The 12,432-nt window shown below is 61.2% G+C and carries 10 protein-coding genes; 7 read left to right on the top strand and 3 right to left on the bottom strand.

Annotated features, from left to right (window positions below; all coding sequences use genetic code 11):
• Nucleotides 1–154: 154 nt before the first annotated feature.
• From V5E97_RS20555 to V5E97_RS20530, 6 genes are all read left to right on the top strand, one after another.
• Entirely contained in the window at nucleotides 155–1,357 is a 1,203-nt protein-coding gene (locus tag V5E97_RS20555; RefSeq protein WP_406693389.1) for an RNA-guided endonuclease InsQ/TnpB family protein, read from the top strand.
• A gap of 40 nt (nucleotides 1,358–1,397) precedes the next feature.
• Nucleotides 1,398–1,811, top strand: a complete 414-nt coding sequence (locus V5E97_RS20550) for a bleomycin resistance family protein (protein WP_406693388.1) — start codon at nucleotides 1,398–1,400, stop codon at nucleotides 1,809–1,811.
• Nucleotides 1,812–1,963: 152 nt separating this feature from the next.
• Nucleotides 1,964–3,109, top strand: a complete 1,146-nt coding sequence (locus V5E97_RS20545; protein WP_406693386.1) for a DUF1963 domain-containing protein — start codon at nucleotides 1,964–1,966, stop codon at nucleotides 3,107–3,109.
• A 99-nt stretch (nucleotides 3,110–3,208) separates the two neighbouring features.
• A complete protein-coding gene (locus tag V5E97_RS20540) occupies nucleotides 3,209–3,619 on the top strand; it encodes a VOC family protein (protein ID WP_406693385.1) in 411 nt (136 codons plus the stop codon).
• Between the two features lie 13 nt (nucleotides 3,620–3,632).
• Complete coding sequence (locus V5E97_RS20535; protein ID WP_406693384.1) at nucleotides 3,633–4,223, top strand: dihydrofolate reductase family protein; 591 nt, start codon at nucleotides 3,633–3,635, stop codon at nucleotides 4,221–4,223.
• Between the two features lie 219 nt (nucleotides 4,224–4,442).
• The gene (locus V5E97_RS20530) at nucleotides 4,443–6,095 is read left to right on the top strand and encodes an RNA polymerase sigma factor (protein ID WP_406693383.1); all 1,653 of its coding nucleotides are present in this window, start codon (nucleotides 4,443–4,445) and stop codon (nucleotides 6,093–6,095) included.
• Nucleotides 6,096–6,203: 108 nt separating this feature from the next.
• Here V5E97_RS20530 and V5E97_RS20525 read toward each other — a convergent pair whose 3' ends face one another.
• The 3 genes from V5E97_RS20525 to V5E97_RS20515 form a co-directional block, all read right to left on the bottom strand.
• A complete protein-coding gene (locus tag V5E97_RS20525; RefSeq protein WP_406693382.1) occupies nucleotides 6,204–7,019 on the bottom strand; it encodes a PEP-CTERM sorting domain-containing protein in 816 nt (271 codons plus the stop codon).
• Nucleotides 7,020–7,515: 496 nt separating this feature from the next.
• Nucleotides 7,516–9,636, bottom strand: a complete 2,121-nt coding sequence (locus V5E97_RS20520; RefSeq protein ID WP_406693381.1) for a polymorphic toxin-type HINT domain-containing protein — start codon at nucleotides 9,634–9,636, stop codon at nucleotides 7,516–7,518.
• A 230-nt stretch (nucleotides 9,637–9,866) separates the two neighbouring features.
• The gene (locus tag V5E97_RS20515) at nucleotides 9,867–10,763 is read right to left on the bottom strand and encodes an HD domain-containing protein (protein ID WP_406693380.1); all 897 of its coding nucleotides are present in this window, start codon (nucleotides 10,761–10,763) and stop codon (nucleotides 9,867–9,869) included.
• A 526-nt stretch (nucleotides 10,764–11,289) separates the two neighbouring features.
• Here V5E97_RS20515 and V5E97_RS20510 point away from each other — a divergent pair.
• Nucleotides 11,290–12,306: a DUF1559 family PulG-like putative transporter gene (locus tag V5E97_RS20510; RefSeq protein ID WP_406693379.1), complete on the top strand. Its 1,017-nt coding sequence runs from the start codon at nucleotides 11,290–11,292 to the stop codon at nucleotides 12,304–12,306.
• Nucleotides 12,307–12,432: the final 126 nt, after the last annotated feature.

The raw sequence follows: 12,432 nt of genomic DNA, 5'->3' as shown, positions 1-12,432 counted from the left end.
GCCGCCGTGCAAAGCTCCCGGTGACTGCGCAGGGCCGGAGAGGTTGATGCCAGTTACTTACCGAGGATTAGCCGTAAAGCCCCCGGATTTATCCGTGGGGATATAAGGCGTGAATTTTATTGATTTGTGAACACAACACAATTACAATACAGTCATGGCCAAGCATCGCAAAGTCTACCGATTCCGGATGAAGCCCACGAAGGCGCAGGCCCATACTCTTAACCGCATGGCTGGTGCTCGGCGGTGGGTCTGGAACTGGGCGCTTTCGCGACGGAAAGAGCACTACCGGGAATTCGGAAAGACGCTCCCGATGAGCGCCCTCTCGTCCGAGTTGACCGCACTGAAGACCCGGTCCGAGACGGCGTGGCTCAAGGACGCGGATTCTCAGGCGTTGCAACAGGTGCTCAAGGATCTGTATCAAGCCTACGACAACCACTTCAACCCGAGGATGAAGGCGAAGTTCCCCAGGTTCAAGAACCGGAAGCGAGACCGGGCGCGATTCCGCATCCCCCAGCGGGTCAAGGTTGTCGACGGCAAGGTCGTCATCCCCAAGATCGGCCCCGTCCGCATCTATCAGAGCCAGCCCGTCGATGAGCCGACCAAAAGCGCCACGTTCCGCCGTTCCGTCGATGGCAAGTGGTATGTCAGCCTCACGGCCGAATTCGAGATGCCGGACGTACCTCTGTCGCCGCCTTCTCCGGAACGGTCGGTCGGCATCGATCTGGGTTTGATCGACTTCGCCACGCTCTCCGATGGATCGGAGCCGATCCCGGCCCCGAAGTGCTTCCGCAAGTCTCAGAAGAAACTTCGCAAGGCGCAACGAACCGTTTCCCGCCGCAAGCCGGGGAGCAAGCGGAAGATCAAGGCCCGAATCCAGGTGGCTCGCATCCACCGGAAGACCGCCAACCAAAGGAACGACTTCCTGCATAAGTTGTCCACAGAACTCGTTGGAAAGCATGCCGGCCTCTGCATCGAGGATCTGAGCGTGAAGGGCCTTGCGAGAACCAAGCTGGCCAAGAGCGTGACCGATGCCTCGTGGGGGGAATTCCGCCGTCAGCTCGAATACAAGTGCCTGTGGAACCGCAAACATCTGGTGGTCATCGACCGCTGGTTCCCTTCGTCGAAGATGTGTAACGCATGCGGCGCCCTCAATGGCAATCTCACGCTCAAAGATCGGGAGTGGGATTGCGAATGCGGGGCCCATCACAAGCGGGACTTCCTCGCCGCGTGCAACATCAGGGACGAAGGGTTGAGGATGCTCGCCGTCGGGCAGACGGAGAGTCGAAACGCTCGGGGAGCCAGTGTAAGACCTCGTATCGAGGCTGTTGGTGTCGAACCGAGAATCCCCCGCCTTTAGACGTGGGGAGTGTCAACTTTGTGGTTGAAGGAGGATGACGATGCTCGCGAAGGGGCTGACGCCGATCCTGAACGTCTCGGACATCGGGCAGAGCTTCGCCTGGTTTGAGAAACTCGGCTGGAAGAAGCTCTGGGACTGGGGCGACCCTCCCGCATTCGGGGCCGTCGGCTCGGGTGATTGCGAAATCTTCCTGTGCCAAGGCGCCCAGGGCGGACGCGGTAACGGCGGCGTGAAGGCGACCTTCGGCCCCGGCGGCGACGAGACGGCCGACAAGGGGGTCTGGATGTCAGTCTGGGTCGAGGACGCCGACGCGGTCCACCAGCACTGCCTGGAGCAGGGACTCGATGTCGCGTTCCCGCCGACCGACATGCCGTGGTGCGTCCGCGAGATGCATGTGCGCCATCCCGATGGCCACGTCTTCAGGATCAGCCAGGGAATCAAGGCCGAGGAGTAGGGGGCAGCGAACGGTGCCAATCTTGCCGCCGTTCCCCTTCCGTGAGAAACTCGTCGCCCAGAAATAAGCCGCCGCTTCGGGCCAATAGGAGAATCCTTGTCTTGAACGATCTCATCATATCGCTACGGCAGAGGTGCATCGAGAAGCCCGGAGTGACAAGCCGATCGGATGATCGCGACGACTTTGGCATCCTGGAGGGATTTCTCGACACCTTTGCGAAAATCTATCTCGACGAGCCTGCTCCCGTCCTCATGATCCGGTGCGGCGATGACCTGAGAAATCAGCTCGAGGCGGTTTCGTCCGCGGTCAGCGTCTCGGAACGCATGCATTGGGAGACCGAGGGCTGGACGTGGACTGACGTTATCCTTGACGGCTCGATCCCGGCGGAGACGCTCCTGCAGCTCGTCGATCACTCCTACCAGCTTCTGTACGACGAGCTCGACGCCGCCCAGCATCTTCGGATCTCGATGCTCCAGCGCGGGCTAGGGACGGAGGAGATCCTCTCGGAGTTGATCGTCTTCCGCGGCCTGGCGGACCGGCGGTCCGAGATTGAGCAACTCGCACGCCCGGCGTACCTCTTGCGCACGGAGCGGTCTGACGGCTTTGAACTGTCGGTGGGCCGGACGAAGATCGGGGGAGAACCGGACCTGCCCGAAGGGCTGGAATGGCCGGTCTATCGCGACGGCAAGCCGCTCGCCTTCCTTGCGCAGATCAATCTCAACGAGCTGCCAGAGGGCGCGCAACGCGGAGGCCTGCCCGCGAGCGGCATCCTGTCGTTCTTCTCGGTCTGGGGATGGCAGGTCGAGGACGACGCCGATCCGCAGATTCCGGACGGCGAACCCGCCCCCGACTGGACGCGCATCCTCTATCACGAGGACCTGGGGACGCTGCGGCGGCATCCGGTGCCCGATGGCGTGAACTCCTTCCCGGCCGCCGTCGCGGAGTTCGTACCTATCGTGTGCCTGCCGAACAATCCCGGGGAGCCGGACGTGGCCAGGCTCGGCTGGGACGAGGGCACCTGGGAGAAATTCTCCGAGGTCGTGAGCGACTACGACTCGGTGTGCAGCCAGCGACTTGGCTACCCCACGCGGAATCTCCTACTCGGTTACGCCGATTACATTCAGTGCTTTGTGGACGAGGTTGCGGACAGGAACCTCCGGCTCCTGTTCCAACTCGGGAGCGACGATCACGCGGAAATGGGCTGGGGCGACGGGGGATTCCTCTACTTCTGGGCTGATCCTCGCGACATCGCCCGCAGGGATTTCACGAAGCTCCACACGGATTTCCAATGCGGCTGAAGCGAGCTTGTCAGGATGGACTGAGGTGACGCATGGACGCAAAGTAAAACGAGGTATGTTGTTGTTCGGCGTAACAGATCGATGCGCAGGAGTACGCGAATGTCCCAGGTCCTCGGGCTTGTTTCCGTCGTGGTGCGAGATTACGACGAAGCGATAGGCTTTTATGCTGGCGTCCTCGGCTTCGATCTCATCGAAGACTCGCCGGTGCCGGAGCAGAACAAGCGATGGGTCGTGGTTCGCCCGCCCGGTGCTCGTTACGGCGGTATCTTGCTGGCTCGCTCCTCGAACGAGGAGCAGTCGGCGCATGTCGGGAACCAAACCGGGGGCCGGGTATTCCTCTTTCTCTACACCGACGACTTCGAGCGTGATTACGCGGCGTATCGGAGCAAGGGCGTCGTTTTTGTGCGCCCCCCTCGGGAGATGCCTTACGGGACCGTTGCGGTCTTCCAGGACCTGTACGGCAACCAGTGGGATCTGCTCCAACCAAAGAACGGATGGTCAGCGGAGTGAGACTTGTCTTGCCATGAAAACCCAGTATTACACAGCCAGTAGCCTGGACGGGTTCATCGCGGACCCCGAGAACTCTCTCGACTGGCTCATGCAGTTCGGCGCGGTCGAGGAGACGAGCTACCCGTCCTTTATCCGGGACATCGGCGCGATCGCGATGGGGTCGACCACCTATGAGTGGCTCCTGGGCCATGAAATCCGACTGGAGTCCGACCAGCCGAAACCCTGGCCCTATAAGCAGCCGACCTGGGTCTTCACCACGCGATCACTCCCCTCGATCCCCGGCGCAGACATCCGGTTCGCGAGCGGTGACGTCCGGCCGGTGCACCGTGACATGGTCGTAGCGGCGGGGGGCAAGAACATCTGGATCGTCGGCGGTGGCGAGTTGGCGGGCAAGTTCCACGACCACGGCCTGCTCGACGAGTTGATCATCCAGGTCTCGTCGGTGACCCTGGGCGGTGGAGCGCCCCTGTTTCCGCGTGCGATCACAACTCCTCCGCTGCGACTGGTCTCAGTCACGCCCTACGGCGAGGCGTTCGCGGAACTTCGCTACGAGGTGCCTCGTCGGAGCGGGGGCGGCACTCGATCTGAGGGCGAACCGGCCTGAAAAAACACAGGCGTGGACCGGGCCGTGCACATCCTCGAAAGTCGATTTCTTCGAGGACTTTTGTTGCCCTTTGTTGTTCCTGGCGTTCCGGTGGAGCGGAGTGGGGCTCCAGCCGTGGCTGGTTTCCCTGCAAGAAATTGAAAAAAGTGGGAACCTGCTCCCTGGCCTCGTGTATTTAAGAGGGAGGAGGCAAGAGACGCCAATGGAATGGAAAGAAAAATGGGCAGAGCCACAGCGACGGCCCTCTCACGGGACACACGGACACTCTTCACCGCGGGGACGGTCGCTGGCCTGACGGACTCCGAATTGCTCTCGCGCTTTGCGAATCAGCCTGGCGATGTGGCCGAGGCTTCATTCGCCGCCCTGGTGACGCGGCATGGGCCGATGGTGCTGGGCACATGCCTTCGCATGCTCACCAGCCCTCATGATGCCGAGGACGCGTTCCAGGCGACCTTTCTCGTGCTGGTTCGCAAGGCGAAGACCGTCAAGGTCGAGGATTCGCTGGCGCCTTGGCTCTACGGAGTCTGCCATCGCGTCGTCTCGCGAATCCGAGCCGACGTGACCCGACGACGGGCGCGGGAGACATCTGACGGCACGGAACATTTGCCGGCGCACGAGGAGGCCTCAGCTCGCTGGGAGCTTCGCGCGGTGATCGACGATGAACTGGCGCGGCTACCAGAACGATATCGGTCCCCCGTAATCCTCTGCGATCTTGAGGGGCTCAGTCACGAGGAAGCGGCCCGACAACTTCGGTGCCCGGTCGGCACAATCAAGAGCCGCCTGTTCCGGGCACGCGAGCAATTAAGCGGGCGGTTGGCTCGACGCGGACTGGGGCTGTCGGCGGGGATGCTCGGCGGCTTGCTCTCCGCCGAAGTGGCAACGGCCCGGGAAATGGTGTGCCTCGCCGCGGCGACGGTGCAGGAGGCAACAAGGCACGATGCGAGCGGCGGTACGATGGCTGGGACACTCTCGGCGTCGGTGATCGCTCTGACCAAAGGAGTGCTGAGAACGATGCTCTGGACCAACCTCAAAAAGGTCGCGGTGTTTCTTCTTGTGCTCGGGACCGCGGGGGGCTTTGTCCTCGCGCAGCAGAGCCAAGGGATTGACCCCAAGTCAGGGACTGATCCCGCCGAATCGTTACCATTCACCCGAGTGACATCGGGAGGAGCGAGCACTGTCGCTCATCCACCTCGGGAGCAGGTGGCCTCTGGGCTGGTTGACCAAGAGAAGGCAGATCAGGAGAAGTACCTTGAGAAATGGCTCGAGGTTCCGATCGAAATGGACGGTGTATCGTGCACACTTTCGGAAATGATTGAGCGAATTCGAGGCGACTCCGGGGTGAATCTCGTCGTCGACAAGAAGGCCCTGGAGAATAGTGGTGTAACACTCGCCACGCCGGTCTACCTTCCCGTTTGTACCCTGCCAAGGAAGACGGCGTTTCGGGTGATGTTCCAGCCTCTACATATTGCCTGCCGGGTGGAGAATCGGGTGATCATGATCACTTCGCCGTCTCAGGGACCTATGGTCCTTGCGGCTTACTTCGCTGGCGACTTGATCCGCAAGATGCCTGGGAATTCAGAAAAGCATGGCGACCTGATCCCCCTGGTCAAACTGCTCGCATCATCGGTCGCTCCGCGGACCTGGAGGATTTGCGACGTGTCAGGGAAGGAAATCGATCATGTTGAGAACTTGAATCCGTTGCCTTTTGCGAGTCATGGGAAAATCACGATCGATGCAGAGAATGAAACCTTGATTATTCTCCATACCAAGGAGATTCAGGAAGACGTCAGGAGCTGGCTCGACCAATTTCGGAAGCCCACGGTTGCACCGGTGAGAGCAAACCCGCCGGAGGCAGAGGCAGATACACACTGATATCTGATACGAGTAGGTTGGGCCTACTTCAAGTGTCCGGAGCTGGCTCGGGCTGCCACTCCGGACACTGGTATATGAGGGGGGGGGGAAAGGGCGGCGGGCACTGATTCAACGGGAGCCGGTTGAACGGCGCCGGCGGCGACCGGCGAAGGCGGCGGCAACGAGCGTCAAGCCAAAGGTTGCGAGCGATGATGGCTCCGGAACAACCGTCGGGCGCTCAGGCTGTGGGATCGGGGTTGGGTCATCGCTGAAAGTGAACTGGGTGATCAGGCCAATACTATCGGCGAACCCGGTCGTCAGACTACCTTGACCTGTGTAGCTGTAAACACGCGAGACGAAATCTCCCAGCCCCTCCGCCGAATCGAACTGGCTCGAACGAATCTGGCCGCTTGGATTGATGATATCCAGGAGAAGGTGCCCTGCGCTCGGGTCGTACAGAAAAGGATGCTGTAGATTGATGACGATATCGAAAGGCCCGGGAAGGGCAGGGTTGCCCGTTCGCTCCATGCTGAAGAGGGGGAGTGCCCCTTCATAGACCACCTTGGAGTCAGCTCCCGTGTTCTCGGCGAAGTTCACACTGAGGCCATCCACCGACTTGGTTGTGGTGGAAAGTTCAATGTGCATGTCGGGATAGGTTACTGTAAAAGGGTTCGCGTCACTACGGAAGGCGATCTGGGTGACATAGGCGGGGCTGGTTATTGGTGTTTGAAACGAGGAGATGTCGTAGATCTGCTGGGTGCGCATGAAGCCAGATCCGAAGACCCAACCTTCTCCACCATTAAACGGATTCCCGTTGCCTGAATTTCCCCATGCCTCAGAACCAGCCATACTTGTTTTGATCGAGTCGGCATTTGCCGGGGGCAGGGCGACTGTTCCGACGATGACGATTGCTGGCAGCCAGTGGTAAAGGCGGCTTTTAAGCATGACGATACATCCCTGTGGTTATTCTTCACTTCATCCATGGAGGCAAGATGTGGATTATCTCTTTAGGATAACGCCGTGTCAATTGTCATTTCGGGCTCAATCCTGACTCTTCGGAAAGCGAAACGACAGCCATGTCGTGGGGAGGGAATGGTGGTATTTGTAAATCAGAAATAACGCGCATTGTGATATGGTAATGATTTATTAATGTTATGGTAATTGAATGGTGTGAATTGGAAAGCTAAACACTTGGATTTCTAGATGACGAGGGGGTGGGTTTCTCATTGGGTTGGCTGAAGCCAGACGGCTACGCGTTACACTCCACGTTAGTGCATCACCGGGGCGTCGGAGAGAGACGCGGACGACCACCAATCGGGATCTCCGGCCAGTCGGCCCCATGGGACGCTCCCGATCGCCCTGACAGAAGAGTCGTTCAGTCCACGGCTATCCTGTCAAAGGCGATCGTCGGAGGCCATGAGGTGTCGTCGTCTACCAGGGCTCACTTCGCGTTGGTGGCGAGCGTCGCGAGTTGGGGCGGGGCGTCGAATGGGGCCATCACGGGCTCCACCAGGCTATTGTCGTGAGCCAGCGTGCCCGTCGCACCGACGAAGAAGCTGGCTCCCGTGGCGACTTGCAGGTTGAAGACCGGCTGGACCTGGTCGGTCTCGACCGATTGGACCCGGACCGTACCGCCGAGGGTGCGGAGTGAATCACCGGGCTTGAGGTCGCGGGCCATGACCCAGCCTTGCCCTGCCTTCCAGAAGCGATGGATGGTTGTGGCGACAATCGACTCACCGTCCAGTTCGATCCGCAAGGTCGCTCCGGGGGGGTTGTGGAAGACGGTCAGCACGGGCTGATAACTCAAGCCGCCGGTCTGCACGTCCTGGGTCAGGACCTGGTCGCCCACCTGGATTGACTCGATGGGCCGAGGGCCGGCCAGGGTGCGGACGGGCGTGCCCGCCTTGAAGCAGTTGTGGCTCATGCCGCCGGGTGAGACCGAATTCATGACCGTGGTTGTGGTATTCGACGGGCCGGCCTGGTTCAAAGTGGGTGTGAAGACGCCTGGCGGTGTGTAGGCTAGCGGGACGTTCTCCACAAGCGTCGGCACCGGCGCTGACTGTGGCGACTTGTAGGCATAGCCGAGCTGATCGACCCACCAGCCGGTCCAGGACTGGGGATCCTCACCGAGGTCCTCCCCCGTCACCCCTCGAAGTACCTGGGTCGCCCGATCGTTCATGGTGCCGATGACGTTGTTGTAGTCCTCGACCACCTGGATGTCGTTGCGTTGTTGTTGCTGTGCGACAAGGGCCGCGGTCTGGTACTGGAGCATGAGTTGGCCGATCGGGATCTGGATCGAGTGCTCGATGGGCGTCGTCGTGGTCTGGGTCGTGGTCCTCGACTCGCTCCCCCCGACGGTGAATCGTCGAGGATTCGCTCCTTGGCGGAGCACGTGGGCTACCGTGGCCGCGGGAGCGGGGCCACGGAGCCTCGTTTCGGTGTGGCTCACCGATTTGGTCTCGACCGACGAGCCGAGGTAGCGCTGGATGACCGGCAACCCGGACGGGTCGTAGGTCACCAGTTCGCCGGGGAAGATCGGAATGTCAGGCATTGGCGGCGGAGCGTAGAGTCGCTGAACGTTGAACCGCTGCCCCTCGACGAACAGAATTCCCGGTGAGCCCGGTCCTCCGACCGGCCGGACCTCGTACTTGACACGCTTGCGCAACAGGGTGATGACCGAGGCGAGGTACTCGCGCGTGTCACGGCCCTGGAGCGTCTCGATCGCCGTCCGCCGCACCTCCGCCGAGTCGCTGAAGACGGCCAGCATCGCCAGGGCACGAGAGGCCCGTGGAGCGTCAAGTTGGCCGAGCAGTTGCACGGCCCTGGCCTGACCCCGTTCCCCTCCGTTCCCCTCGACGAAGACCGCCCAGATTGACGGGACAGCGTGTGGGTCGGTGACCGTCGCGAACGCCTGCTCGGCTGCATCCCGCTTCTGTTTCTCGCCCAGCCAACCGCGCCACCGGGTCAGCAATGGCTTCCAGCGCTCATCGGCCTTCTTCTGAGCCTCCCGCTCCCGCTTTTCGGCGGCGATCTGCGTCTCGGTCATCCATCGCCCGTGGTGCTTCTTGCAGCCTAGACGTTTCCATGCCGCCTCCCGGCTCGGGTCCAGTCGCACGACGGCCGCCAGGTGGGCCGAGGCCTCGGCTTGCAGCCCTTGCTCCTCGCACCAGAGGGCCAGCCGCCACTGGGCCTCCGCCGTATTGGCCGCCTTCTCGCGCCGGGCGTTGTACTCCGCCAGGGCCGTGTTCAGCCTGGCATCGTTCTTGATCTTCTCATCCACCGTCTCGGGACGCTGCCACCGACCTCGGTACGCCACCAGACCCATCAACCCCCGCGCCATCGTATTGGAGGGGTCGTTCAAGACCGCCAGGGCCAGATGTTTGACCCGCTCAGCCTGGAGTCCATGAGCTTCGCACCAGAGCGCCAGCCTGACGTGGGCGTCGGCGTTTTGCCCCACGCCCTCCCTTGCGATTTCGTACGCGGCAAGGTCGGGAGGCGCAAGCTTTTCCTGGGTTGGGCCGGCCGCGAGTAGGGCGGATCCGACCAGTAGCGCGGAGATCATGGCGATACCTCCGAGTCTGAGGAGAGCGAAGAACGAACATCAATCCCGAGGCCGTACCATTGGGTAAGACCGGCCTCGCCGCGGACACTCTCCGCTATCTAGAGAGTCTGGGGTTTGGGAGCAAACCTAACGCGGAAAATTGAGATTCTTCGCCGATTCCCTCAGAACCCCCCCGGCCGCAAGTTCGTCCATCGAAGTCCGTTCGGGGGGAAGGAGGTCAGGCCGCGACCTCAGGAGAGCTCCGAGAGTTTTTGGTACGACCCGACGACCTGGACCGGAGGGTCGAGCCAGCGGACCTTCGGAATCACCCGGGGCGAGTAGCCCTCGAGCCGTTCGGGACGGAAGCGGACGATGCGATCGAGCTTCTCGGAAATCAGCGGATTGGTCGAGGATTCCAGAATGGCCATCACCGAGGCGTCGTCGCTCAGCAGGTCGTCCTTTTGGATCAGGCCGATCCGTAGGCCCTCGCGAAGCGCATCGGCAAATTCATTGTAGATGTAGGCTTCGGTGGGGCTAGCCCACCACTCGCGATTCATCAGGGCATAGGCCGCCGTGGCTTCGCGGGCGACCTCAGCGTTCGTGAACACGATGGTCCGGTCGATCACGGTGAGGTGAGCCAGGAAGCGTGCCACGCTCTCAGGCGTGGCCGCGCCGCAGGCCAGACCGTCGCGAAAGAAGTAGTCAAGTCGATCCGCGCAAAGCCAGGGGAGCGGCCGCTCCAGGAGGGGGTAGATCGAGTCGTCGTAGAACTCGGCCGGTTTGAACCCGAGCGTCTTCAGGGCCGCCACGAGGTCCGGGCGTTCGAGGAACTCGGGCTTGAGCCCTTCGTGGTGATCCTGCTCCGCCGAGGAAACGATGAAATCCACCGCATGGGAGAAGGCCGTATGGGAGATGTCGTGGAGCAGTCCGGCCACCTGTTCGCGGCGATCGGCGCCGAGCCGTCGCAACAGGAGGTAAACCCCCAAGCTATGCTCGAGACGGGTCACTTTTTTGAAGGGAAAGGCGAACGCCGAAGGGCCTGCCTGCTTGATCCCTTGCAATCGTTGGAAGGTTGGGCATGCGATCAAGGCGACCACGTCCGGGTCATCGATCGTCACCTCGCCGTAAACCCTGTCAATCAGATGCATCAAAACCTCTTGGTGTGTCGGAGCGACGGGCAGCCGGGACGTCGCCTGCTCCCATTATGATGATCGGCTGAATAGGATGCGAGGCCGATCGAACGCGAAGCGGCCCGTCCCCGTCCCGTCGGGAAAAGCCGCGCTGTGGCCCTTCCCTATTCACGAGTTCCCATCGGTGAAGAGTGGCCAAGAAAAACAATGTGCCTCCTTATTGACTTGCTGGTCCAAGGTTGGCAAACTTGTACCGGATGTGAGACTGAGTCTCAATTCGGTTCGTCCGCCTACTCAGGACGAACTCCCCCCCCATTGAGCAGAGTGTCACGCGTTCCTCGGTACGGCGAATCTCCTCCCCCGACTCCACTTGCTAGTGGCGCTGGGTGGCAGGAATCGCCCACGTTTCTTTGATGGATCCCTGGAGAGCGGGTCTCATTTCGAGGGCCGCAACTCGGGACGTCAGACGAGACCCTTGAGGACGTCACGCCAATCCGGCGTCACGCTTATTCGATGCGGCGATTTCTTGGGGGAGTTCCTTTTCATGCGACGTTCCGGTGCGCGAGCCTTTACTCTCATCGAACTCCTGGTGGTGATCGCTATCATCGCGGTCCTCATCGCACTTCTTTTGCCCGCCGTCCAAGCCGCTCGTGAGGCGGCCCGCCGCATTCAATGCACGAACAACCTCAAGCAACTCGGCCTGGCGCTGGCCAACTACGAGGGGACGCAGAGCGTGCTTCCCCCCTCGGTCGTGGTGGCGAAAAACGGGACCGGTTTCTGGTCGAACGGCTGGAGTGTTCAGGCCCGACTGCTCCCCTACATCGAGCAGGCCTCGTCGTTCAACTCGATCAATTTCACGTTTGCCTATTCGGTCCCCGACAACACCACGGTGGCTCGGCTCACCATTGCTGGTTTCATCTGCCCCAGCGAAGTTCGACCCGAGCCCAAGACGTCGACTACAAACACGAGCCAGTACGGCGTGGCAAATTATAACTGGAACGTGGGCGACTGGTACGTGTTCGGCGGGATCGGCGCCTCCGGAAATCGAGGCGCGTTCGGGGCCAACCGGAGCCGTCGCCTGGCCGACTTCACCGACGGACTCAGCAATACGGTCGTGTCCTCGGAAGTCAAAACGTATCAAGGCGTGCTCACGTCGTGTACGATCGCCTCGGTGCTGGAACCGAATATGATTCCGTCACCCAATGCCGATCCCTTCTCGGCCGTTCCTGAGTACACGTCGGGCTGCACCCTGAAGTTGACCGCTCATGCCGAGTGGGTTGACGGGGCGGCGCTCGAGACCGGGTTCACGACCGCCTGGCCGCCGAACAAGGTCATCAAAGGGGGTTCCTCCACGGTCGATGTCGACCTTGTCGGCGTGGGGGAGAAGAGTGGTGGGCCAACCTACGCGGCGATCACCTCGCGCAGTTACCACCCCGGGGGCGTCAATTCACTCTTCGGTGATGGATCCGTGCGGTTCATGAAGAGCACGGTGAACGGAACGACATGGCGAGCTCTGGGGTCGGTCGGGTCGGGTGAAGTGATCAGCGCAGATTCCTACTGAGACTCGGTCTCCCTTTCTGTTGATCCTGTCGGAACTGAGCCAACCGGGCGAGAGCCCAGATTCGCCAATCGGGCGAATCTGGGCTCTCGCCGTTTGCGTTTTGGCACGATCGACCTCGCAAAGTCG

Origin of the sequence: Singulisphaera photorubra, assembly GCF_045290345.1 — a bacterium.
Classification (GTDB): Bacteria; Planctomycetota; Planctomycetia; order Isosphaerales; family Isosphaeraceae; genus Singulisphaera.
Note: the sequence above shows the minus strand (reverse complement) of the source record. Positions and strands in the feature narration are given on the sequence as shown.

Coding starts and splice junctions, on each gene's coding strand:
- V5E97_RS20555 (WP_406693389.1), top strand. CDS start 155: ATGGCCAAGCATCGCAAAGTCTACCGATTCCGGATGAAGCCCACGAAG.
- V5E97_RS20550 (WP_406693388.1), top strand. CDS start 1,398: ATGCTCGCGAAGGGGCTGACGCCGATCCTGAACGTCTCGGACATCGGG.
- V5E97_RS20540 (WP_406693385.1), top strand. CDS start 3,209: ATGTCCCAGGTCCTCGGGCTTGTTTCCGTCGTGGTGCGAGATTACGAC.
- V5E97_RS20535 (WP_406693384.1), top strand. CDS start 3,633: ATGAAAACCCAGTATTACACAGCCAGTAGCCTGGACGGGTTCATCGCG.
- V5E97_RS20530 (WP_406693383.1), top strand. CDS start 4,443: ATGGGCAGAGCCACAGCGACGGCCCTCTCACGGGACACACGGACACTC.
- V5E97_RS20525 (WP_406693382.1), bottom strand. CDS start 7,019: ATGCTTAAAAGCCGCCTTTACCACTGGCTGCCAGCAATCGTCATCGTC.
- V5E97_RS20520 (WP_406693381.1), bottom strand. CDS start 9,636: ATGATCTCCGCGCTACTGGTCGGATCCGCCCTACTCGCGGCCGGCCCA.
- V5E97_RS20515 (WP_406693380.1), bottom strand. CDS start 10,763: ATGCATCTGATTGACAGGGTTTACGGCGAGGTGACGATCGATGACCCG.
- V5E97_RS20510 (WP_406693379.1), top strand. CDS start 11,290: ATGCGACGTTCCGGTGCGCGAGCCTTTACTCTCATCGAACTCCTGGTG.